The sequence below is a fragment of the Rubrobacter calidifluminis genome (assembly GCF_028617075.1).
In the GTDB taxonomy this organism is placed as follows: Bacteria; Actinomycetota; Rubrobacteria; order Rubrobacterales; family Rubrobacteraceae; genus Rubrobacter_E; species Rubrobacter_E calidifluminis.
Genome location: NZ_JAQKGV010000001.1, coordinates 60,592 through 83,728, shown reverse-complemented (window position 1 = coordinate 83,728; position 23,137 = coordinate 60,592). Strand labels below are relative to the sequence as shown.

Annotated in this window: 22 protein-coding genes; 4 read left to right on the top strand and 18 right to left on the bottom strand. The window is 67.1% G+C overall.

Annotated elements, in window-relative coordinates; translation table 11 throughout:
* Positions 1–74: 74 nt before the first annotated feature.
* From PJB24_RS00450 to PJB24_RS00390, 13 genes are all read right to left on the bottom strand, one after another.
* Positions 75–854, bottom strand: coding sequence for a RibD family protein (locus PJB24_RS00450; protein WP_273841507.1), 780 nt, complete (start codon positions 852–854; stop codon positions 75–77).
* The gene (gene folP, locus PJB24_RS00445; protein WP_273841504.1) at positions 851–1,738 is read right to left on the bottom strand and encodes a dihydropteroate synthase; all 888 of its coding nucleotides are present in this window, start codon (positions 1,736–1,738) and stop codon (positions 851–853) included. The genes PJB24_RS00450 and folP overlap by 4 nt, the downstream gene beginning before the upstream one ends.
* Positions 1,731–2,939 carry an IlvD/Edd family dehydratase gene (locus tag PJB24_RS00440; protein WP_273841502.1) on the bottom strand — a complete coding sequence of 403 codons (1,209 nt, stop codon included), beginning with the start codon at positions 2,937–2,939 and terminating at the stop codon, positions 1,731–1,733. Before PJB24_RS00440 ends, folP begins: the two co-directional genes overlap by 8 nt.
* Before the next feature lie 8 nt (positions 2,940–2,947).
* On the bottom strand, positions 2,948–4,405 hold the full coding sequence (gene gatB, locus PJB24_RS00435) for an Asp-tRNA(Asn)/Glu-tRNA(Gln) amidotransferase subunit GatB (protein ID WP_273841501.1): 1,458 nt from the start codon (positions 4,403–4,405) through the stop codon (positions 2,948–2,950).
* A gap of 63 nt (positions 4,406–4,468) precedes the next feature.
* The gene (gene gatA, locus PJB24_RS00430) at positions 4,469–5,908 is read right to left on the bottom strand and encodes an Asp-tRNA(Asn)/Glu-tRNA(Gln) amidotransferase subunit GatA (RefSeq protein WP_420541859.1); all 1,440 of its coding nucleotides are present in this window, start codon (positions 5,906–5,908) and stop codon (positions 4,469–4,471) included.
* A 10-nt stretch (positions 5,909–5,918) separates the two neighbouring features.
* Positions 5,919–6,200 (bottom strand): Asp-tRNA(Asn)/Glu-tRNA(Gln) amidotransferase subunit GatC, encoded by a 282-nt coding sequence (gatC, locus tag PJB24_RS00425; RefSeq protein ID WP_273841496.1) that lies wholly within the window; start codon positions 6,198–6,200, stop codon positions 5,919–5,921.
* Positions 6,201–6,222: 22 nt separating this feature from the next.
* Positions 6,223–7,845, bottom strand: coding sequence for a putative manganese-dependent inorganic diphosphatase (locus PJB24_RS00420; RefSeq protein WP_273841494.1), 1,623 nt, complete (start codon positions 7,843–7,845; stop codon positions 6,223–6,225).
* 16 nt (positions 7,846–7,861) lie between these two features.
* Positions 7,862–9,973, bottom strand: a complete 2,112-nt coding sequence (pcrA, locus tag PJB24_RS00415) for a DNA helicase PcrA (protein WP_273841493.1) — start codon at positions 9,971–9,973, stop codon at positions 7,862–7,864.
* A 44-nt stretch (positions 9,974–10,017) separates the two neighbouring features.
* Positions 10,018–10,668 carry a class I SAM-dependent methyltransferase gene (locus tag PJB24_RS00410; protein WP_273841491.1) on the bottom strand — a complete coding sequence of 217 codons (651 nt, stop codon included), beginning with the start codon at positions 10,666–10,668 and terminating at the stop codon, positions 10,018–10,020.
* A gap of 18 nt (positions 10,669–10,686) precedes the next feature.
* Entirely contained in the window at positions 10,687–11,145 is a 459-nt protein-coding gene (locus PJB24_RS00405) for an RrF2 family transcriptional regulator (protein ID WP_273841489.1), read from the bottom strand.
* Between the two features lie 134 nt (positions 11,146–11,279).
* Positions 11,280–12,635, bottom strand: a complete 1,356-nt coding sequence (locus tag PJB24_RS00400; protein ID WP_273841487.1) for an MFS transporter — start codon at positions 12,633–12,635, stop codon at positions 11,280–11,282.
* Between the two features lie 39 nt (positions 12,636–12,674).
* Positions 12,675–13,772: a zinc-binding dehydrogenase gene (locus PJB24_RS00395; RefSeq protein ID WP_420541858.1), complete on the bottom strand. Its 1,098-nt coding sequence runs from the start codon at positions 13,770–13,772 to the stop codon at positions 12,675–12,677.
* 133 nt (positions 13,773–13,905) lie between these two features.
* Positions 13,906–14,643 carry a GntR family transcriptional regulator gene (locus PJB24_RS00390; RefSeq protein ID WP_273841484.1) on the bottom strand — a complete coding sequence of 246 codons (738 nt, stop codon included), beginning with the start codon at positions 14,641–14,643 and terminating at the stop codon, positions 13,906–13,908.
* A gap of 113 nt (positions 14,644–14,756) precedes the next feature.
* On the opposite strand from PJB24_RS00390, the gene PJB24_RS00385 reads away from it, so the two are divergent.
* From PJB24_RS00385 to PJB24_RS00370, 4 genes are read left to right on the top strand one after another with little or no spacing between them, the layout of a single operon-like run.
* Positions 14,757–15,710: an enoyl-CoA hydratase/isomerase family protein gene (locus PJB24_RS00385; RefSeq protein ID WP_273841481.1), complete on the top strand. Its 954-nt coding sequence runs from the start codon at positions 14,757–14,759 to the stop codon at positions 15,708–15,710.
* Positions 15,703–16,845 (top strand): CaiB/BaiF CoA transferase family protein, encoded by a 1,143-nt coding sequence (locus PJB24_RS00380; RefSeq protein ID WP_273841480.1) that lies wholly within the window; start codon positions 15,703–15,705, stop codon positions 16,843–16,845. The genes PJB24_RS00385 and PJB24_RS00380 overlap by 8 nt, the downstream gene beginning before the upstream one ends.
* The gene (locus PJB24_RS00375; RefSeq protein WP_273841478.1) at positions 16,845–17,468 is read left to right on the top strand and encodes a glutathione S-transferase family protein; all 624 of its coding nucleotides are present in this window, start codon (positions 16,845–16,847) and stop codon (positions 17,466–17,468) included. Before PJB24_RS00380 ends, PJB24_RS00375 begins: the two co-directional genes overlap by 1 nt.
* Positions 17,469–17,516: 48 nt before the next feature.
* Entirely contained in the window at positions 17,517–18,431 is a 915-nt protein-coding gene (locus PJB24_RS00370; RefSeq protein WP_273841474.1) for an AEC family transporter, read from the top strand.
* On the opposite strand, the gene PJB24_RS00365 is transcribed toward PJB24_RS00370, so the two are convergent.
* From PJB24_RS00365 to pstS, 5 genes are all read right to left on the bottom strand, one after another.
* Positions 18,432–19,115, bottom strand: a complete 684-nt coding sequence (locus tag PJB24_RS00365; RefSeq protein WP_273841472.1) for a phosphate signaling complex PhoU family protein — start codon at positions 19,113–19,115, stop codon at positions 18,432–18,434.
* A gap of 5 nt (positions 19,116–19,120) precedes the next feature.
* On the bottom strand, positions 19,121–19,903 hold the full coding sequence (gene pstB / locus PJB24_RS00360) for a phosphate ABC transporter ATP-binding protein PstB (RefSeq protein ID WP_273841470.1): 783 nt from the start codon (positions 19,901–19,903) through the stop codon (positions 19,121–19,123).
* 118 nt (positions 19,904–20,021) lie between these two features.
* Complete coding sequence (pstA, locus tag PJB24_RS00355) at positions 20,022–20,831, bottom strand: phosphate ABC transporter permease PstA (RefSeq protein WP_273841468.1); 810 nt, start codon at positions 20,829–20,831, stop codon at positions 20,022–20,024.
* Between the two features lie 56 nt (positions 20,832–20,887).
* Positions 20,888–21,835, bottom strand: a complete 948-nt coding sequence (pstC, locus tag PJB24_RS00350; protein WP_273841466.1) for a phosphate ABC transporter permease subunit PstC — start codon at positions 21,833–21,835, stop codon at positions 20,888–20,890.
* A gap of 70 nt (positions 21,836–21,905) precedes the next feature.
* Entirely contained in the window at positions 21,906–23,024 is a 1,119-nt protein-coding gene (pstS, locus tag PJB24_RS00345; RefSeq protein ID WP_273841464.1) for a phosphate ABC transporter substrate-binding protein PstS, read from the bottom strand.
* Between the last annotated feature and the right edge of the window lie 113 nt (positions 23,025–23,137).

Below are 23,137 nucleotides of genomic sequence, written 5' to 3'. Positions count from 1 at the left end.
CTCTCTGCCGCGACTTCCTCGACGGCTATTTTAGACACAACCTCCTCCGAAAGCTACATAATGGATCAGGCTCTCTACAAGCTGTTTCCTTCTCGCCCCGTGAAGCGGTAGCGGAGGTAGAGCTCGCTGCCCTGCAGGTAGGCCGAGAGGAGCCGAAGGCGGGCGACCTCATCCTCAGGCAACTCCTCCCCCGCGACGATGGTGGGAACCGAGGATCCCCCTATCACCTTCGGCGCGAGAGTGAGGAAGAGCTCGTCGGCGAGCCCCGCCGCGACGAGCGAGTGGTTGAGGCGCGGGCCCCCCTCGACGGCGAGCCGCCGGACACCGAACTCGTGGCGGAGAAGCCCCACCACCTCCTGCACCTCGGGCTCGGGATCCCCCGCCACGCGGCGGACGGTCGTCCGGCGTGAGATCTCCCTGACCTTCTCCTCAGGGGTCGCCTCCGAGACGATGACGAGGAGGTCGTCTCCGGCCTCCCGAAAAATCCTGCGCTCGAGCGGCAGCTCGCCGCTGCCCGTGACGATCACCTGCAGCGGCTGCTCGCGGAGCCCCGAGGAAACCCTCTTCCGGGCCATCTCCTCCGGCACGCCGAGGTCCACGCCCTCGGCACGCAGCGTCCCGGCTCCGCTCATCACCGCGTCCACCGCCGAGCGGATACGCCGCATGAGCAGATGGTCCAGGTCGGACCCGATCGGGTTGGCCCTCCCTCCCTGGGCGGCCTTGCCGTCGACGGTGCTGACCATCGTGAAGACCAGGTAGGGGTCTCCCGCGGGGAGATCGAGGTCCGCGTAGATGCTCCCGGGGTCCACCTCCCCGCCGGGCGCCGGGTAAAGCCGCAGGGCCGGCCCCCTCACCGATCGCCCCCCGCTCCCACTATCGCCTCGGCCATGCGCGCCACCTGACGCATGAAGCCCACGTCGTGCACCCGTACGATGTCGGCCCTCGCAGCGACCGAGAGCGCGGTCACGGCGGCCGTCCCCGCGAGCCGCTCCTCGACCGGCACCCCGAGCACCTCCCCGATGAAGTCCTTGCGGCTCACGGCGAGGAGCACCGGGTATCCCAGCGCCTTTATCTCCGGCAACCGGCGCAGGAGCTCGAGCGAGTGGTGGGCGCTCTTGTCGAAGTCCAGCCCGGGGTCGACGATGATGTTCTCCCGGGTGATGCCGCCGGCGAGCGCCACCTCGATCCGGCCGCGCAGGAACTCGACGACCTCCCGGACCACGTCACCGTAGCGCGGCAGCGGCATCTTGACCCGCGGCGGGCTCGCCCGGTGCATGATGACGACCCTCGCCCCGGCCTCCGCCACCACCTCCACCAGGCGCGGGTCGGCGAGCCCCGAGGTGTCGTTGATGATGTCCGCCCCGCGCTTGAGCGCCTCGCGCGCGACCTCCGGCGTGAAGGTGTCGATGGAGATGGGGACCGGGCTGATCTCGCGCACCCGCTCGACGAGCGGGACGACCCGCCGCAGCTCCTCCTCGACCGGGAGCGGGGGTCCCGCCGCGGCCTTAACCCCGCCGATGTCCAGGATGTCCGCCCCTTCGGCGACGAGCTGGCGCGCCCGCTCGACCCCTTTCTCGAGCCCGTAGTAGCGGCCCCTGTCGTAGAACGAATCCGGGGTGGCGTTGAGGATGCCCATGATCGCCGCGCGCCCCGCCTCTCCGTGCACTCTCTCCCCGGGTGCGGGCCCCACCTTCCCGTCCACCCCGGCCCCCCCCTCCAGGAACCGCCGGCTAATCAAATCCTGCCCCTTCGAGCGGCGGGAGCGCCGAGCGGGAGTAGCGCGCGGCGTAACCGCTGCCTGTCATCCAGGACTCGACCGGGCTGGTGCGCAGCTCGAGGTCGTGGGCCTTCACCCCGACGCGGATGCGCTCCTCGCGCAGGTCGAAGCGTATGTAGTCGCCGTCCTGCAAATGGCCGATCATGCCCTCCTCGGAAGCCTCCGGCGTGGTGAGCGAGAACCAGAGTGGACCGGCTCCCTCGGGCGGCAGCCCATCGGTGAAGACCGGTACCTCCTCACCGCTCTCCTCTATGGCCCGCCCAAGCTCGTCCAGCCGCAGGAGACCGGGCCCTCCGTGCGGTCCACACCCCTGCACGACCAGGATGTCCCCCTCCTCGAGCTCCCCATCGCGCACCGCCGCGGCCGCCGCCTCCTCGGAGGTGAATGTCCTGCACCAGCCGAGCACCTCGTCCCTCTCCTTCGGCACCAGCGCGACGGTCTCTGTCCCCGAACCGCGGGCGGAGACGAACAGTATCCGCGGTGAGGTGCGCCCCGGCGGAGCGTGCGGGGCAGGATCGGGCAGGAGCGTCTTCAGGTCGCCCCCCAGGGTGCTCACGTCGTGGATGTCGTCGAGCAGGGCGAGCACCCCGCCGAGGCCGTGCTCGCGGAACCAGCTCGACCTCGTGTCGGCGATGGCGGGTCTCTCCGGGGCGAGCACGCGCGCCATCTGGGAGAAGCCGTAGGAGTCTGTCTCGTTGGCGAAGGCGGCGAGGTGCACCAGCATCTCCGGCCCGCCCCCGAGGGCTAGCCCGGCGTGCAGTGCGTTGGAGAGCGAGAAGCTGTCGACGAGCCCGCGCGAGCGCGGAGGGTCCGAGAGCAACGCCCCGACCGGCTCGCCCCCGAAAGTCCAGAACCCGAGCGCGGCGAGCGCCGCCGAGAGCGGGGTCGAGGGGGGCGAGGCGAGCACGGCCGGGACGTCCAGGCGCAGCGCCGCGAGCAGAAGCCCCGCCAGATCTTCGCTCCTTGCTGCCTCCAGCAGGAGCGCCTCCACCCGGAGCGCCTCGCAGGCGACCTCCACGGAGTCTGCCACCCACTCGCGCCGGAGCGCGACGCCTCCCCGGGGAGAGAATGAGGGCAGCGATACGGGGACGGGCTCCCCGCCGGCCTCCGCGACCGCCTCGGAGAGCCCGGAATCCTCCGGGCCCGGCACGCCGATGCGCATCTTCGGGCTCAGGATCCGAGCTTCTCCATCAGGATCTCGCGCACCTTCCCACCGTCGGCGTTGCCGCGGGTCTCGCGCATGACCTGTCCGATCAGGAACCCGACGACCTTCCTGTCCCCCTCGCGCACCCTCCGCGCTTCCTCGGGGTTCGAGGAGATAACCCGCTCGACGATCCCGGAGAGCTCGTCACCGCCGACGGTTCCGAGCCCCTCGCGCTCGACTATCTCCTGTGGTCGCTCGCCGGTCTCGAAGCTCCTTTCGAGCACCTCCTTGGCCGCCGAGCGCGAGAGATCACCGCTCTGGACGAGCCCGATCAGCTCGGCCATGTGCCCGGGGAGGATTTTGCACTCCGAGATCGAAAGCCCCGATTCGTTCAGCAGCGCCCTCAGGTCACCCGAGATCCAGTTGGCCGCCTGCCTCGGGTCGACCTGCGCAGCGACCTCCTCGTAGTAGGCGGCGAGCTCCCTCTCGACGGTGAGCACGCCCGCGGCCTCTTCGGAGAGCCCGTACTGCTTGATGAACCGGGCGCGCATCGCCTCGGGCAGCTCGGGCAGCCGGGCGCGCAACCCCTCGACCCATTCCTCGCTCAACTGCAGCGGGAGCAGATCCGGCTCGGGGAAGTAGCGGTAGTCCTCGGCGTACTCCTTGCTGCGGGTCTCGTAGACCTCGTCGTCTTCGGGGTCGTAGTGGATGGTGGTCTGGCGTACCGTCCCGCCGGAGGCGACGATCTCGCGCTGGCGCCGGAGCTCGCGCTCTATCGCCCGCTCCATGAAGCGGAACGAGTTTATGTTCTTCAGCTCGGTGCGCGTACCGAGAGAGCCGTCGGGGTTGCGGATCGAGACGTTCGCCTCGCAGCGGAGCTGCCCCTTCTCCATGTCCGCCTCGGAGGCGCCGACGGCCCGCAGGATGTCCCTCAGGCGCAGCGCGGTCTCGCGCGCGGCCTCGGCCGAGGGGATGTCGGGCTCGGTGACGATCTCCATCAGCGGGGTGCCGCTGCGGTTGAAGTCTATGAGCGAGGCCGTGGAGCCGTGCATCCTGCCGCTGGTGCCGACGTGGACGTTCTTGGCGGTGTCCTCCTCCAGGTGCAGCCGGCGAATGCGCACCCGCACGGTGCCCGAGGAGGTCTGCACGTCTATGTGCCCGCCGGTGCAGATCGGCTCCTCGTACTGAGAGATCTGATACCCCTTGGGCAGGTCCGGGTAGAAGTAGTTCTTGCGGGCGAAGACGGCCCGCGGGGCCACCTCGCACCCCATCGCGAGCCCCGCCATCACCCCGAGCTCGACCGCCCGCTCGTTCGCCACCGGAAGGGCCCCCGGGTGCCCCAGGCACACCGGGCAGGTGTGGGTGTTCGGCTCGTCCCCGTAGGAGACCCGACAGCCGCAGAACATCTTCGTGCGGGTGGCGATGTGGGCGTGGAACTCGAGCCCGATGACCGCCTGGTAAGCCTCTCTCTCCTTTACCTCCAAAGCGTCGCTACACCTCGAACTTTCCTGCCAGCAACCTCACCTCGGGCCATTCTAGCACCGGCCCTACGGCCTCATCTCGAACCTGAACCCCGACGCCTCCTCGACGGTGCGTGCGGCCCGCAGCAGCGTCGCCTCGGCGAAGTGGTTCCCCATGAGCTGCACCCCGACCGGGAGCCCCTCCGAGAGTCCCCCCGGGACGCTGATGGCGGGGATGCCGGCCAGATTCGCCGGGATAGAGCAGATATCCTGCGCGTACATCGCGAGCGGGTCCTCCACCTTCTCGCCGAGCCCGAAGGCGACCGTCGGCGAGGTCGGGGAGAGCAGGACGTCGAAGCGGGAGAAGGCCGCCCTGAAGTCCTCGATGATCCTGGTCCTCACCTTCTGCGCCTGGGCGTAGTACGCCTCGTAGTAGCCGGAGGAGAGCGCGTAGGTGCCGAGCATGATGCGCCGCTTGGCCTCGTCCCCGAAGCCACGCCCGCGGGTTCTGCGGAACATCTCGTGCACCCCCTCTGCCTCGACCCGCATCCCGTAGCGCACCCCGTCGAAGCGGGCCAAATTCGAGGAGACCTCCGCCGGGGCGATGATGTAGTAGGCCGCGAGCGCGTACTCCTGGTGCGGCAGGTGCGCCTCGCCGACCTCGGCCCCAGCCTCTTCGAGGCTCCTCGCCGCCCGCTCGACGACCTCGCGCACCCCTGGCTCTATCCCCTCCCCCATCATCTCGCCGATGATGCCGACCCGAAGGCCTTCCACCCCGCGATCGAGCTCCGCCAGGTAGTCGGGAACCTCCGCGCTCGCGCTCGTCGAGTCGCGCGGGTCGCGGCCTGCGATCGCCGAGAGGAGCAGCGCCGCGTCGCGCACGTCGCGGGTCATCGGTCCGATCTGATCCAGCGAGGAGGCGAAGGCGACGAGCCCGTAGCGCGAGACGCGCCCGTAGGTCGGCTTGAGCCCGACGATCCCGCAGAGGGCGGCGGGCTGGCGCACCGAGCCACCGGTGTCGGTCCCCAGGGCCCACCAGCCCTCCCCGGCGGCGACCGCCGCGGCCGAGCCGCCCGAGGAGCCCCCCGGGACCCGCGAGAGATCCCACGGGTTGCGGGTCGGGCCGAAGGCCGAGTTCTCGGTCGAGGAGCCCATCGCGAACTCGTCCATGTTCGCCTTGCCCACGACTACCGGCTCCCCCAGACGCGCTAGCGCCGTCGCCTCGTAGACCGGCTCGAAGTTCTCCAGGATCCGCGAACCGCAGGTCGTGCGCACCCCGCGGGTGGAGAGCACGTCCTTCACCGCGATCGGAACGCCCTCCCAGGGCGCGAGCTCCTCGCCCCGCGCCCTCCTCTCGTCCACCCGCTCCGCCCGCTCCAGAGCGAGCTCCGGCGTCGGCGTGATCATGGCGTGCACCTCGGGTTCTGCGGCCTCCACGCGCTCGCTGGCGGCCTCGGCCGCCTCCCGGGCCGAGACCTCTCCCGACGCTATCTTCCCGGCCAGCTCGAAGGCCGAGAGCTCGAGCAGCCCCTCCACCTCAGTCTATCCTCGGGACGACGAAGAGGTTGCCCTCGACCTCCGGCGCGTTGGCGAGCGCCTGCTCCACGGAGAGCTCCTCCTGCGGCTCGTCTGGCCTGAGCACGTTGGTCAGGTTGAGCGGGTTCGCCGTGGGAGGGACCCCCGAGAGGTCGAGCTCTCCGATCTTCTCTATGCTCTGCAGGATCGCGCCGAGCTGGCCGCCGATCCTCTCCAGCTCCTCGTCGGTCAGCTCCAGCCGCGCCAGCTCCGCGACGTGGCGCACCTCATCCCGGGATATCATGCAAAACCTCCGTTGCCTCGTTCTAGAAAGCCGCCAGCAGCTTCGGGGCGACCTGCTTCTTGCGGCTCATCACGCCCGGCAGGTCGATCACGCCGTCCTCGGCCTTCCGGTCGAAGGCACGCTCGACGATCGAACGCTCCCCGACGCACAGAAGCTCCGTCCCGCCCCGGGTTATGTCGGTGACCATGAGCGCCGAGAGCAGGTAGCCGTTGTTCTCCCGCTTCTTCTCGAGCTCGGCCACGAGCTCGTCCTTGCGCGCGAGCAGCCCCGGTCCTACGGTCTCTATCTGGGAGATGCTTATTCGCTCCCCGTTCTTGAGGGAGTACTCCTTGGCGTCGCGTTCGATGATCTGCTCCGCCGAGAGCCCGGAGACGTCCGAGGAAGCCTCGAACATCTCCATGCCGAACTTCTCCGCGTCGAGCCCGAGCAGCTCCTCCAGGTACTTCACAACCTCCCTGTCGCGGTCGGTCGTCGTCGGGGAGTTGAGGATGACCGTATCCGAGAGAACGGCGGCGAGGAGCATCATCGCGGTGGACCTCTCAGGCTCGAGCCCGCTCCTTCTGTAGCGCTCGACGATCAGGGTCGCCGTCGAGCCCACCGGGTCGAAGGTCGCCGAGATCGGGGTGCTCGTCTCGATGTCCCCGATGTGGTGGTGGTCGAGGATCTCGACGATCTGCGCGTTCTCGACCCCGGGTACGCTCTGGCCGACCTCGGCGTGGTCCACGAGCAGCACCCTGCGGGGCTCGGGGTTCAAGAGATCGGTGCGGGTGACGATCCCGAGCGGCCTCCTCTCCTCGTCCACCGCGACGGCCGCCCGGTAGTGGACCTCCATCACCTGCTGGGTGATGTCGGTGAGGAGGTCGTCCGGCGAGACCGTGAGCGGGTCGGGGTTCATCACCTCCCAACAGGGGACGGAGAGCTGGATCATGCGGCTCGTGACGTAGGAGTCGAGCGGGGAGAGGATGACCGTGACCCCTTTCTTCTCGGCGAGCCGGAGAACCTCGTCGTCTGGCCGGCGGCCGTTCGAGACGACCATGACCCCGGCCCCGAGCTCTATCGCCTTCTCCTGTGCCTCCCTGCGGTCGCCGATTACGACGATGTCCCCGGGTTCCATCGAGGCCCCCATCGACTCGACGCTCATAGAGATGACCCACAGTTTGCCCGAGGTCTCCTTGTCCTCCCCGGCGAGCAGTTCACCCTCCAGGACCTCGACCATCGAGCCGACCGAGACGGGGGTGCCGGCGAAGGTGGAGGCCTCCCGCGACTCCCTTATGTACATCCTCGCGAGGTTCCGCTCGGTCACGATCCCGATGAGCGTTCCCTTCTCGTCTACTATCGGGATCTGGCTCACGTCGTTCTTCGCCATCGCGAGCCCGACGTTGCGTAAAGGATCGTCGCGGCTGGCGACCACGATGTCGGTCTTCATCACGTCCTTGACCCGGAGCATGATGTGTTTGAGGAGCTTCGGCGGCTCCGCCCCGCTCTTCTCGAGCACCCAGCGGGTCTGCGTGTTGGGCTCCCCCAGCCTGGCCGCGGCGTAGGTGTTGTCGGGGTCCACGAGGTTCTTGTACTCCGCGTAACCTATGGCGGAGGCTATCGTGTCGGTGTCCGGGTTGCGATGTCCCGTCACGTAGACGTGTGCCATCCTGTACCTCTCCTCCTCATGCCTTGCTCAGCGGCGCGATCTCCGGGACGAAGGTCCGCTCCTCGGTCCCGAACCTGACGACCACCCTGTCCCCTCGGGCTTCGACGACCTCGCCGAGCCCGAACTTCGCGTGCCTGACCCTCTCACCGGCCCGGTAGCCGGGGGTGACGACTGCCGGCTCGGGCTCGCTCCTCCCGCGGCGGGCCACGAAACCAGGGGCTCCTCCGGTCCTGAACTCTTCCGGGATCTCCGAGATGAAGCGCGAGGGCATCCTGTACTCCCTCTCCCCCCAGCTCGTGCGCGACCTGGCGTGGGAGAGCGTGAGCGTCCGCTTCGCCCGCGTGATCCCGACGTAGCAGAGCCTCCTCTCCTCCTCGAGGTTCTGCTCGTCCATCGAGCGGGCGTGCGGGAAGGTATCCTCCTCCATCCCGACGATGAACACGTGATCGAACTCGAGCCCTTTGGCGTTGTGCAGCGTCATCAGCGTGACGCGTCCTTCAGACCCGACCTCGTCCACCTCCGAGTAGAGCGCCTGCTCCTGCAGGAAACCCTCCAGGGTGGCCTCCGGCTCTGCAGCCTCGTAGGCGCGCGCGGCACCGACCAGCTCCTCCAGGTTCTCCAGCCGGGACTCGGCCTCGACGGTGCCTTCGGCCTCGAGCTCCCTGCGGTAGCCGGACTCCTCCAGGACGGCCTCCATGATCTGCGAGGGGGAGAGTTCCCGGGCGGCCGTCCGCCAGCCCTCGAAGAGGGCCCGAAGCTCCGTGCAGCTCTTCTGAGCCCTGCCGGAGAGCCCGGCCCGGCCCGCCTCGCCGAGCGCCTCGTAGAGCGTGATCCCCTCCCGCGCGGCGTGCTCCTGCAACTTCGCCACCGAGGTCTGCCCGATACCCCTCTTGGGGGTGTTTATGATCCTCTCGAGCGAGACCGAGTCGTCCGGGTTGGCGATGACCGCGAGGTAGGCCATCGCGTCCTTCACCTCAGCCCGCTCGTAGAAGCGCACCCCGCCCACGATCTGGTACGGGATCCCCTCGCGCACCAGCACGTCCTCGAGCGCCCGGCTCTGGGCGTTGGTGCGGTAGAAGACGGCCACCTCCGAGGGCGAGACGCCCGAAGTGAGCAGCCGGTCCACCTCCGAGGCGACGAAGCGGGCCTCGGAGTGCTCGTCGGGGGCTGAGAAGACCCTTATCCTCTCCCCGGCTTCACCGTCGGTCCACAGCCGCTTGGGCTTGCGCGAGGCGTTGTTGGCGATGACCGCGTTAGCCGCGTCGAGGATCGTCTGCGTCGAGCGGTAGTTCTGCTCGAGCTTTATCACCCGCGCGTCCGGGTAGTCGCGCTCGAAGTCCAGGATGTTGCGGATGTCCGCCCCGCGCCAGGAGTAGACCGACTGGTCGTCGTCCCCCACGACGCACAGGTTGCGGTGCCCGGCGGCGAGGAGGTTCACCAGCCGGTACTGGGCGTGGTTCGTGTCCTGGTACTCGTCGACGCTTATGTACCTGAAGCGGCTCTGGTAGCGCTCCCGGATGTCCGAAAAGAGTTCCATGAGCGCCACCGTCTGCATGATGAGGTCGTCGAAGTCCATCGCGTCGTTCTCGTAGAGGCGATCCTGGTAGAGCGCGTAGACCTCGGCGACGTTCTCAGCGATGTACCCCTCGGCGCTCTTGAGGAAGTCGTCGGGGCTCACGAGCTGGTTCTTGGCCGCGGAGATCTGGGCTGCGAACGCACGCGGGTTGAACCGCTTGGGGTCCTTGCCGAGCTCGACGATGCAACGCTTCACGAGCCTCACGCTGTCCGCCTGATCGTAGATGGTGAACTCGCGCTTGTACCCGAGCTTCTCGGCGTGGGCCCGCAGGATCCGGGCGCAGAAGGCGTGGAACGTCGAGACCCACATCCTGCGTGATTCGGGCCCGACGAGGAGCGCGACCCTTTCCTTCATCTCCCTCGCGGCCTTGTTGGTGAAGGTTATGGCCAGGATCTCCTCCGGCCCGGCCAGCCCGCGCTCGAGTATGTAGGCTATGCGATGGGTGAGCACCCGGGTCTTCCCGCTCCCGGCCCCGGCCAGGATCAGAAGCGGTCCCTCCGTGTGCGTCGCTGCTTCGCGCTGCGTCGGGTTTAGCGAGTCCAAAAGCACCATTGCGAAGTATATCAGGATGGGTATCGGCCTCTTGGCAGGCCGGCTCAGGGAGCCCGCCGGAAGCGGTGCAGCAGGATCTCCGCTCCTTCGACCTCCAGGGTGTCCGTCTCGCGATCGAACCCCGCCCGATCCATCTCCTCCAGGAAGTACGCCGAGTTCTTGCGCCCGGGGTCGGAGATTATTGCCTCTCCGCCGGACGCGATGAGCCGGGGGACGAGCCCGGCCAGAAGCCTGGCGTTCTCGCGCTCGTAGAGGACGTCGGCGGCGATGACCACTTCGAAGCGCGGCAGATCCCGCGGGGGCCGCCTCCAGTCGAGCAGCATGGCCCGCGGGGCGCGCCCGGTGTTTCTCAGCGCGTTCTCCCGGGTGAAGGCGAGGGCGGCCTCGTAGTAGTCGGTTGCGAGCACATCCGCCCCGCTCGCGAGCGCGGCGACCGTCGCGAGCCCGACCCCGCAACCGAGCTCGATCACGCTCCTGCCCGCAAGCTGCATCCCGCCGAGGCATCCGGCGAGCGCGATCGCGCTCGGCCACAGCTCGGCCCAGTAGGGGATCCTCTCGTCCCGGTCGAAATCCGCATCGTCGAGCAGCGCCTCCGCACAGGCGGGGCGCAACACGCGGTAGCAACCGTTTCCGGTCTCAACGACCGTCTCCTCTATCCCGGTCCTGCCCCCGAGATGAGAGAGTAGCTCCTCCAAGCCCGGTGGCCAGCCCTCCTAGACGCCCACGGAGGCCGGCTGGTTGCCAGCCTGGATCTCACGCTCCGCCGCCGCGAGCTGCGCGATGGTGTACTTCCCGAAGACCTCCTCGAGCGCGACGCGCGCCTCGTCCCAGACCCGGCTGGTGGCGCACAGCGGGGCGTCCTTTATGTAGCAGGAGCCCCCGGCCGAGCAGCGGGCGGGCCTGACCTCGCCGTCGAGGATCTCCACGATGTCCAGGACGGTTATCTCCTCGGGTGGGACGGCGAAGCAGAAACCGCCATGGGCACCCCGGTGGCTCTTGAGGATGTTCGCGCGCCGGAGCTCCCCGAAGATCTGCTCCAGGAAACGCTCCGGGATGTGCTGGGCACGGGCCACCTCTGACACGCCCTGCGCCTTCTCCGAGCCGTTCAGGACGAGCTCGACGAGCGCCCGGACTGCATATTTGCTCTTCTTGGTGAGCCTGATACTGCTCAAGGGAACATCACCTGCTCGAGAAATGCTCTGTTTTGCAGATGATACCAGATGCACGCGGATGCTACCGGGTACCACTGCGAAGACCGGGACCGGGCGCCAGGACAGGTGCCCGGTCCCCCGAAGGAGCATCGTACTCAGGCCCGGCTCGGCGCTCCTTCTTCGCCTCCCGCAGGCCGACCTGCAACCTGTTCGACTTCGATGTCCACCCCGGTACGGTCCTTCATGAAGGAGGTGGAGATGATCGTCACCACCGCGCAGAACGCGATGTAAGCCGCTATGGCGTACCCGCTCCCGGTCGAGGCCAGGAGCGTCCCGGCGATCAAGGGAGCGGGCCCACCTGCGATTATCGAGGCGAGCTGGTAGCCCAGAGAGGCGCCGCTGTAGCGCAGCTTGGTCGAGAAGCTCTCCGCGATGAAGGCGGCCTGCGGGCCGTAGAGCATGTCGTGCGGCTGGATCGAGAGGACTATCGCCAGACCCACCAGCACAGGCACGGTGGTATTGAGCAGCGCGATGTAGATGAAGGCATAGATCAGGATGCCGAAGGCACCGATCATGTACATCCTCTTGCGCCCGATCCTGTCCGAGAGCCACCCGTAGAGGGGCACCGTAAAGCAGGACACAAGAGCCGTGAAAGCCACGGCGTTCGTCAGGAACTGCTCGCTCATGTGCAGGTGTCCCGTACCGTAGGCGAGAACGAACGAGGTGAAGATGTAGAAAGGCGCCTGCTCGGCCATCCGGATCAGGGCTGAGAGAATGATCTCACGCCAGTTGCTCTTGATGACCTCCGCTACCGGCAGCCGAGCCGTCTGCCTGCTCTCGAGCACCCGGGAGAAAGCAGGCGTCTCGACTATCTTGAGCCGGACGAAGAGTCCGACGCCGACGAGCGCTATCGAGAGCAGAAATGGTATGCGCCAGCCCCAGCTGTCAAAGTTGTCCTGCCCGGTTATCGCGAGCGTCGCGCTGAAGACGACCGTCGAGAGAAAGAGCCCCACGGGCACGCCCATCTGCGCCCAGCTACCCATGAGACCGCGCCGCCTGCGTGAGCCCCACTCCATCGCGAGCAGGACGGACCCTCCCCACTCGCCTCCCACGCCTATGCCCTGAAAGACCCGCAGGACAGTCAGGATGATAGCCCCCCAGACCCCGATCGTCCCGTAGGTGGGCGTGAGCCCGATAAGGAAGGTGGCGATCCCCATGACGAGCAGCGTCGCTATGAGCGTGGCCTTGCGCCCGATGCGATCCCCGAAGTGCCCGAAGATGGCCGCCCCTATCGGACGGGCGGCGAACCCGACGAAGAAGGTCGCAAACGCCGCCAGCGTCCCCGCGGTCGGGTTGCGCTCCGGGAAGAAGGCGTGCCCGAAGACGAGCGCCGCCGTGGTCCCGTACAGGAAGAAGTCGTACCACTCGATCGTGGTACCGATGACGCTCGCGAGCGCAGCCCTCCTTACCTGTACCTGGGGTCTTGCATCATCCACATTCTGTGCATCCACTATAAACTCCTCCTTTCCCAGAGATCCCGCAACTCCTTCCTAGACGACGACCACCGCCCGGCCCCGGATCTCACCCCGGTCGAGATCTTCGTACGCCCTGGCGGCCTCCTCCAGCTGGTACTTCCGGGTGACCGTCCGCTGGGGGTTTATGAAGCCCCGCCCGGCGAGCCCGAGTATGTCGGGAAAATCCGCCCGGGTACGGGCCCCGTATGAACCGACGATCCGCTGGCTCCTGCGCACGAGCTGCGTTATGGGAACCGCGGCCGTACTCTCGCCCGGCGCTATCCCGACGGCGACCATCCGTCCCCCATCGCGTATCATCCCCAGGGCCTGCGCGAAGGTCTCCGGACGCCCGAGAGCCTCAAAGGAGACGTCCACCCCCTCGCCGCCGGTGATCTCACGCACCCGTTCCACGGGATCCGACTCCGAGGCGTTCACCGTCTCGGTGGCACCGAGCTCCCGGGCCCCCTCAAGCTTCTCCCCCACTACGTCCACCGCTATGACCCGCGAGGCGCCGAAGGCACTCGCTATGTGCACGATGTTCGACCCCACCCCACCCATCGCAACCACCGCCACGCTCTCCCCAGCCCGCAGGTCCGCCCCGTGCCTGACCGCCCCGTAGGCGGTGAAGACCGCGCATCCGAGTATCGCCGACTCCTCCGCCGGTAGCCCCTCCGGCAGAGGAAAGACGTCGGTGGCCGGCACCACGGCATACTCGGCGAGCCCGCCCATCGAGTACATGGCCAGCGGCGACCCATCGGCCCGCCGCAGACGGCTCTCCCCGTCGTAGAGCACCCCGCGCAACCGGTTGAGTGAGAAGAACCTCTCGCACACGTCATCCCGGCCCCGCACACAGTAACGGCAGCTCCCGCAGGGCATGATGAAGCTCGCCACCACCCTCCGGCCCGGCTCTATCCCCTCGACCCCGGATCCGAACCTCTCCACGACGCCGGATATCTCGTGCCCGAGCACCGCGGGCGTCGGGAATGCCGTCTCACCCTTGATCACGTGCAGGTCCGTGTGGCAGACCCCGCAAGAGGTGACCTTCACCAGAACCTCCCCGTCCCGCGGCTCCGGTACGGGAACCTCCTCTAACCGCAGCCCCCCTCCCGGGGCTTCGAGTACAAGGGCCCGCATCTCTTTACCCAAAGCAGAAAACCCTCCCTCTCCCCACGACTACACCTCACAGACGGCCTCCGGCGCCGCCATCCCACCCGGGTTGCCGATTGTCGACAACCTGGGTGTATTCTCACACCGTCTGGGGGGTGAGTCAATACCCCTTCGATGCTTTGGGGCTGTGTGTGCTGCGGGCCTTCTTGGAGTAGAGGTGGGCGATGGCCCGTTTCATGCCCCGGGCGTCGTGTTCACGCAGTATGCCGGAGGCCCGCTCGAGGTCCCCCGCGCGGATGGCCTCGACCAGCTCTGCATGGTCCCGTGTGGAGGCGGCCACGACCTCGGGGTCGAGGAAGGAGAGGCGCAAAAACACGCGCAGCGGACCTTCGATCTGCCGGTAGAGCCGGTCGAGCAGTTCGCTGCCGGAGGCCTGTATGAGGGCCTTGTGGAAGGCGAAGTTCAGGTCGTGGTAGTGGCGGGGATCGTCGCGTGCCTCGCGCATGCGCTCCAGAAGCCCGGAGAGAACCTCGACCGCCCGCCTCCGCTCCTGCTCGGTCCCGCAGATCCTCTCCAGCGCGAACTCCTCGAGCGCGAAACGTACCCGGTAGATCTCCCGGACCTCCCCCTCGTCATGGTCCCGGACGACCGTCCCCTTCCTCGGCACCCGCTCCACGAGCCCCGCCTGCTCGAGCAGGTAGATCGCCTCGCGCACCGGCGCCCGGCTGGTCCCGAACCGCTCCGCGAGCATCGTCTCCGGCAGCCGACTCCCCGGCTCGAGCTCCCCCTCAACGATCCAGTCAGAGACCGCATCCGCCACCTGCTCCGGTAGCGAGGCGCCAAAACTCCCCCCAGACCCGAAGATCCCACCCGACCCGAACCGATCCGTCCTCTTCAAAACAGCTCCATACTACGCCATCCACCGCCCCCGACAAGTCGGCCTTGATCCCGATCCATCCACGTGCAATAATCATTATATGATGTCGACAATCGACACACAAGGAGTCGGCGATGGGAGAAGCGGCCAGGACGCGTGAAGAGTCGAGAGTCGGGGAGGGGTTACGGTCGATGGGCTCACCTGGCAGGACGCGCAGGAAAGGTGGGGCTCGCGCGTGGCGTCGGAGTGCCGGGGTCGTGGGGTATGTACCGCGGGGAGCGCGGGCGCTGGTTTCGGTGATCCGTGGGGGCAAGGACCAGCGGGAGGAGAGCGGGGAAGAACGGCCGGGCTCGGTCGGGCTCCACGTCGGGGGTGGGGTGGCGGTGATCACACTGCGCCGTCCGGAGAAGCGCAACGCGATAAGCCAGCAGATGTGGGACTCTCTGCTCGAGAAGGTACGGCGGGTATCGACCGACGGTTCGGTGAGGGTGCTCGTGATCCGGGGTGCGGGCGAGGACTTCTCGGCGGGGGCCGACCTCAGGGAGATGGGTGAGGTCGGGCTCCCGGGGGCCGAGATGATCTTCCACAAGATGGAGGAGTGTGTGGCCTCGATCGAGGAGTGTCCCCTCCCGACGATAGCATGCCTGAAAGGGTACACGCTCGGCACCGGGCTTGAGGTCGCGCTGGCGTGCGACCTGCGGGTCGCCGAGCCCGGCGCGAAGCTCGGGATGCCCATCGCCCGGCTAGGGATCACGCTGAGCCGCAACTTCATCAAGCGCCTCACCTCGCTCATCGGCCCCTCACGGACCAAGGAGCTCGTCTACACCGGGCGGATGCTCGACGCGCGGGAGGCGCTCGAGTGGGGACTCGTCAACCGGGTGGTGCCGGAAGGGGAGTCGGCGATGCACGAGGCGTTCGAGATGGTCCGGACCATCCGCGAGCAGTCCCAGGCCTCGCTCCGGACGGTCAAGGCCCGTGCCGGGTCGGCGTCCGGCAGGGAGCCCGCCGCCTACGGTTACGTCGACCCGGAGGACTTTCCGGAAGGCGTGAAAGCCTTCCTCGAGAAGAGGGCGCCCCGCTTTGGCTGAGGAGGGCCCGCTCGCCGGGATAAAGGTCGTAGACCTCACCCGGGCGCTCGCCGGGCCCTACGCCACCTTGATGCTCGCCGACGCCGGAGCCGAGGTCACAAAGGTCGAGCGCCCGGGGGTCGGAGACGACACCCGCGGGTGGGGACCACCGTTCGTCGAGGGGGAGTCGACCTACTTCCTCTCGGTCAACCGCAACAAGCGCTCGGTGGAGCTGGACCTCAAGGATCCCGGGGACCTCGAGAAGCTCAAGAAGCTCATCCGGGGCTCGGACGTGCTCGTCGAGAACTTCCGGCCCGGGGTCATGCAGAAGCTCGGGCTCTCGCAGGGGGAGCTCGAGAAGCTCAACCCCCGTCTCGTGGTGCTCTCGATCACCGGCTTCGGGGAGGGAGGTCCTGAGGGGCACCGGCCCGGCTTCGACCAGATCGTGCAGGGAGAGGGCGGGCTCATGAGCTTCACCGGTCCCGTCGGCGGACCACCGACGAAAGTCGGCACCCCCATCGCGGACATCCTCGCCGGGATGTTCGGGGCCTACGGGGTCGTCTCGGCGCTCCTCGAGCGCGAGAGGAGCGGCAGGGGGCAGCGGGTTACGACCTCGCTTTTGGCGGGCATCGTCGCGGTCCACGCCTTCCAGGGGACGCGCTGGCTCATCGCCGGGGAGGTCCCCGGTCCCGAGGGCAACCGCCACCCCACGATAGCCCCCTACGGCACGTACGAATGCGCGGACGGACTCATCAACGTCGCCGTGGGCTCAGAAGGTCTGTGGCGGCGCTTCGCCCCCCTCGTCGGGCTCGACCCGGAGGACGAGCGCTTCGCCAGGAACGAGGACCGGGTGAGGAGGGTGGAAGAGCTGGAGAAGGAGATGGCCCCCGCCTTCGCCTCGGCGGGTGTCGAGGAGTGGATGGAGAGGCTGGACGAGGCGGGCATCCCGGCCGGGCGCATCAGGACGCTCGACGAGGTCTACGCCTCACCGCAGGTCGAATACCTGGGTCTGGTAGACACCGTGGAACATCCGAAACTCGGGAAGATAAGGCTCCCCGGCACCCCCGTCTCCTACGGGCGTTCCGGCAGGAGAGCCCCCTCTCCCCCGCCGCTTCTAGGGGAGGACAACGCATTGCTGGACGAGGAGGAGGACTGATGCTCCGGGTGTGGGGCAGGAACAACTCGATCAACGTGCAGAAAGTCCTGTGGTGCTGCGAGGAGCTCTCCCTCGAGTACGAGCGGGTGGACGCAGGAGGGCCCTTCGGCCGGACCGACACCCCGGAGTACCGCCGGATCAACCCGACCGGCCTCGTCCCCGCGATCGAGGAGGACGGCTTCACCCTCTGGGAGTCGAACGCGATCGTACGCTACCTCGCCCGTCGCTACGGCTCCGGCATCCTCTGGCCCTGGGACCCGCAGGAGGCCGCCGACGCCGACCGCTGGATGGACTGGCAGCAGACCACCGTGTGGGCACACCTCAGGCCCGTCTTCCTCGGGCTCGTGCGCACCCCCGAAGCCGAGCGAGACGAGGCTCTGATCGAGGAATCCGCCCGGCAGGCCGCGGAGGACTGGCGCCTGCTGGACGAGCATCTCCGGGAGAGGGAGTACGTCTGCGGAGATTCGTTCACGGCGGCGGACATCCCGCTCGGGGTGAGCGCGCACCGGTGGTTCAATCTTCCTATTGAGCGCCCGGAGGTTCCCGGGGTGGAGGAGTGGTACGGGCGGCTGCTCGAGAGAAGAGCCTTCCGCAGGGCGGTCTCGGACGTCCCGATCACCTGAAGAACCAAGAGAAAGAGAAGAGACGAGCTACTAACATGTAGTCGGGACATGATAACGGGCGTCTTCATGCAGGTTTTGCTTCCCATCCTCGTGGTGGTGGGGGCGGGTTATGCACTACGCCGGCTGGTGAGCCTGGACATCCAGTCGGTCAACCGCGTGAGCATCTACCTGATGAGCCCGGCCCTCATCTTCTCCTCGCTGGCCAGGATGCGCACCGGTTCCTCGCAGGCGTTCAAGATAGTCATCTTCATGGTGGTTCTGGTGGTCGTGCTCGGCGCGGTGAGCTGGCTCGCCGAGAAGGCCACCCGTAAGGATCGCGCCACCACGACGGCGGTCATGCTGTGCACGATGTTCATGAACGCCGGCAACTACGGCCTCCCGCTCGCCCGGTTCGCCTTCGGGGAGCGCGGCTTCGAGCAGGCCGTCGTCTTCTTCGTCGTCCAGTCGGTCCTGGCGCAGACGCTCGCGGTGTACATCGCTGGCTCCGGGGGAGGCGGCTGGCGAGAGGGGCTGCGCAGGCTCGTCAGGATGCCGCAGATCTACGCCGTGGCCGGAGGGCTCGCGCTCAGGGAAGTGGGGGTACCCACCGCCGGGGCGGCGGCCGATCTCATGCGTGGGGTGAACCTGCTCGCAGAAGCCACGATTCCGCTCCTGCTTGTCATACTGGGCATGCAGCTTGCAGAAACCAGGGTTGTCACCGAAGGCACGCAGGTAGCACTCGCGGCGGGGATGAGGCTGGTACTCTCCGTACCGCTCGCTTTCGCCATCGCCCACCTCCTCGGCATGGGCCCGCTCACCACCAGGCTCGCGGTGGTGCTCGGGAGTATGCCGACCGCGGTGAACATCACCATACTGTCCATAGAGTTCGACGTCCGCCCCAAGCTCGTGAGCAGCGTGGTCGTCGTCTCCACCGCCGCCAGTTTCATCACCCTGACGCTTCTGCTCGTCTTTATGGGCGTCTGATCAATCGTTGCGCTGGAGGTACTGGTTGACGGCCTCTTCTATGCGCTCCCCGGTGACGAGGAATACCGTCCCCGCACCGATGTCCACACCGTGATCGGCGATACGCTCCAGGTAGTGGGCGATCAGGGCGGCGCGCATCCGCCATTCCGGGCTGCCAGGCCTGTCCTCGGGGGGGTTGGCGATGAGGTTGAGCGCCTCCGAATACAGGAGGTCCACCCGGTCGTCGGTCGCCTGCAGGTTGCGGGCCCGGTCGACCTCACGTTCCCGGAAGACAACGAGCCCTTCACGCAGGAGGTCTCGGGTGAGGGCGGCCATCTCAACGAGCGTTCTCTCGAGCTCGAGATCACGCTCGTGCCCCTCGGTCTCCACGAGCGCAGCGCAGATGTGCTCGCAGAGCGTCCCGGAGCGTACCAGATGGTTCGTCACACCCTGCAGGGTGTGCAGTAGGCGCAGGTCCCTCGCCACCGGAGCCTGACGCGCCTGCAGGACCATACACTCGGCGTCTATCTCGGCACCCCGGGCCTTGTAGCGGGCATCCGAGCCGACCACCCGGCGGGCCAGTCCCGCGTCGTGGTCCTCCATCGAGCGGACCATCAGCTCCAGCGAACCGCAGACGTCGTCGCCGAACTCCATGACCTCCTCGATGAGGCCGTCGAGCTCCCGCTGGAAGATCTCCCTGGGCATGGTGGCTATCCGAAACGTCCGGTCACATAGTCCTCGGTCTCCCGCCGCTCGGGGTTGGAGAAGATCTTCTCCGTCTCCCCGAACTCCCAGAGGCAGCCGGGAGCTCCGGTCTTCTCGATGAAGAAGAATCCGGTGAAGTCCGAGGCCCGCGCAGCCTGCTGCATGTTGTGGGTCACGATCACGATCGTGTAGTCCCGCTTCAGCTGCTGCATTGCATCCTCTATCTTCTGGGTGGAGATGGGGTCGAGGGCGCTCGCAGGTTCGTCCATGAGGATGACCTCGGGCTCGACGGCGAGCGTGCGGGCGATGCACAACCGCTGCTGCTGGCCGCCGGAGAGGGAGGTCCCGCTGTCTTTGAGCTTGTCTTTGACCTCGTCCCACAAAGCAGCCTGACGCAGAGTGCGCTCCACGATCTCGTCGAGATCGCTCCTCTTGCGCCGCCCCCCGAGCCTGAGGCCGGCGACCACGTTGTCGTAGATGGACATCGTGGGGAACGGATTCGGCTTCTGGAATACCATCCCCACCCTGCGCCTCACGCGCACCGGGTCCACTCCCTCGGCGTAGATGTCCTCCCCGTCGAGCAGGACCCGCCCCTCGATGCGGGCTCCCGGCACGACCTCGTGCATCCGGTTGAGGCTGCGCAGGAAGGTGCTCTTGCCGCACCCGGAGGGCCCGATGAGGGCCGTGATCCTGTTGCGGGTCACCTTCAGGCTCACCTCCTTTAGAGCCTGAAAGGAGCCATAGTACATCGAGAGGTCGTGGATCTCCATCACCGGCGGCGCGCTCATCTTTTCCTCCCTGCCAACCGGGATCTCACGGCGTGCAGCGGTCCTTCTGTCAACGGCGTTGCTGCTGTTCTCCAAAACTTCTGACCTCCTGGGTTGGACGCCAAAGACTCCCGCCCCCTCAGAACCCCGCCCCGGTTCCACGTCCCCGGAAGATCACTCTGGCGGTGAGGTTCGCCACGAGGACCATCAGGACCAGCAGGAGCGCCGCACCCCAGCCGACCTGTATAACGCCCGGGTAGGCGGAGCGGGCGGCGTTGTAGATCTGGATCGGAAGTTCCGGCATCGGGCCTTTGAACGGGTCCAGGTTGAAGTAGTCGCTGCCAAAGGCGGTAAAGAGCAGCGGCGCTGTCTCACCCGCGACGCGGGCCACTGAAAGCAGGATACCGGTCAGTATCCCTCCGAGCGCCGCGGGGACCACGACCCGCAGCGTCGTCTTCCACCTCGGCACACCGAGCGCGAGAGAGGCCTCCCTTATCGAGTCCGGCACCAGCCTCACGACCCCCTCGGTCGAGCGGGCGATGACGGGGATCATGAGGATGGCCAGCGAGAGGGCCCCGGCGAACCCGCTGTAGCCGCCCAGGTTGAGCACGACAAGCCCGTAGACAAAGATCCCCGCGACGATGGACGGTATCCCGGTCATCGTGTCGGCGACGAAGCGGATCAGCGCCCCGAGCCAGCCCCTCCCGTATTCGGAGAGGTATATGCCGGCCATCACGCCGAAGGGGATCCCGATGGCGCTCGCGAGGGCCACGGTGATCAGGGTGCCGACGATCCCGTTCGCCACGCCGCCACCGCTGCCGAAGAGGGTCGGCAACCCGGTGAAGAACTCCCTGTCCCAAGCCCCGGCCCCCTTCACGATCACGTAGAGGAGCACCGCCGCGAGCGGAACCACGGCGACGACCACGCAGGCATAGGCCAGGCAGAGCATCGCACGATCCATCCTTCGCCGCCGTCTGTCGCGGGGCGTGGTGGAGGCGAGTGTGCTCACACCCTCACACCCCCTTTCGGATCACGGACGAAGAACCACACCAGAAGCCTCGCCCCAACGTTTATGAAAAACGTGATGGCGAACAGGAGCAGCCCTATCTCAAGCAGGGCGGAGAGGAACAACCCCTGCGCCTCCCCGAAGTCGTTGGCGATGACGCTGGCCATCGTCGCCCCCTGCTGGAAGAGGGACGTGAAGAGCTGGGCGTTGTTGCCGATGATGAGCGTGACGGCCATCGTCTCTCCCGCAGCCCGACCCATGCCGAGTATCAGCGCACCGAGTACCCCGTTTTTGGCATAAGGCAGAACCGCCCGGCTGAACATCTCCCAGCGGGTGGCCCCGAGGGCGAGCATCCCCTCTCGCTGGGAGTCGGGCACGGCCTCTATCACGTCCCGCGAGATCGCCGCCACCGTCGGAAGGATCATTATCGCCAGCACTATCGACGCCGTGAACACGCTCGCGTTGACGTAGGGACCGGAGAAAATCGGAAGCCATGCGAGCAGATCCTTTATAATCGGCACCACGTAGCGCCCGAGCCAGGGCGCGAGCGCGAATATCCCCCAGAAGCCGTAGACGATCGAGGGGATGGCCGCCAGGAGCTCGACCACGAACCCGACCACCCGGTTGAGGCGACGCGGCGCGACCTCCACCAGGAAAGCCGCGATCCCCACACCCACCAGCCCGGAGAGCACTATCGCTATTACTGCGGTCACCACCGTCCCGTAGATGACCGTCAGCGCCCCTATCCGGCCGCCGTTGACGTTGAAGTCGCGCGACCACAGAAACCCGAACCCGAACTTCTCCCGCGAGAGAGCGGTGTTGATCCACAACTCGAAGACGATCCCGAAGGTGATCGCGAGCACCGAGAGCCCGAAGAGGAGAGCGAGCAGCTCGAAGACGAGATCCCCCGCGTTACCCCGTCGCAGCTTCTTGGCAAAGGAGCTCATCTGCCCGCCCCTACAGGAAACAAACCAGAGGAGGGTGCAGCAAATGCACCCTCCCCATCCATCAGAGGCCTCATCCCGCGTAGCACTTCTTGCCGCCCGCCTCCATGCTCTTTATCTTCTGCTCGTCTATCTTCTTGATGTTGGGCGGGATCTGGACGTACTCGAGCCCAGGAGCCAGCTTCTGCGCCTGGTGGGTGACGTACCAGGCGGTCTCCGCGAGCGCCTTGCACTTGGAGAGATTCTGCTCCTTCTGGCGCACGAGCATCCAGGTGAGCCCGGTTATCGGGTAGGCGTTGGAAGCTTTGGGACTGGTCCCGGAGATTATCACGCGCAGATCGGGCGGGATTTTGGCTCCCTCAATGGCCGCCCTGGCGGTTTCGAGCCCGGGCTTGACGTAATTGCCGGCCTCGTTCTTCACCGAGGCGTAGGTTATGTTGCTGGTGAGCGCGTAGGCGAGCTCCACGTAGCCTATTGAGCCCTCGGTGCGCGAGATCTGCCCGGCTACCCCGTCGTTGCCCTTGGCCCCCACCCCGGTCGGCCAGTTCGGGGTGGTGCTGGCCCCGACCTTGCTCTTCCACTCGGGGCTCACCGAGGAGAGGTAGGTGGTGAATATGTCCGAGGTGCCCGACGAATCCGAGCGGTGCACGACGACTATGTTCTCGTCCGGCAGGTTCACCCCGGGATTGAGCTTCTTTATCGCCGGGTCGTTCCATTTTTTGATCCTGCCCAGGTAGATGTCGGCGAGCGTCGGACCGTCGAGCTTGAGTCCACCCTTGACACCCTTGACGTTGTACGCCACGACTGCGGCCCCACCGACCACCGCGATGTGCTGCGGGTTTCCGCCAGCCTGTTTCATCTCCTGGTCGGTCATGGGCGCGTCGGAGTCGGCGAAGTCGGCGGTCTTGTTTATGAGGGCCTGTATGCCGGCCCCGGAACCCACCAGCTGGTAGTTGACCTGTATTCCCTTGTCCTGCGCGAGCTGCTTGAACGCCTTGCTGTAGTAAGGCCCGACGAAGGTCGAGCCGGCTCCGCTCAGGCTCGTGGCGGCCTGCGCGTTGCCACCGCCGGAGGCCTTTCCGGACCCCCCACCGGAGCTGCCGCTGCTACCGACCGTGTTGCCGCATCCGGCCAACACCAGAGACAGGGCCATCCCGGCCGCCGCCACGCCCATCAATCTCCCGCGTCTCAACTCCCTGAGGCCTCCTCTCTTCGGCCCGTCTCTCAGGCCCTCAATCGTCTTTCTCCGTGCGTGCGGCCGAATGATATGGGAGCAGGGAGGGCCGTGGGTTTCATGAGCGTAAA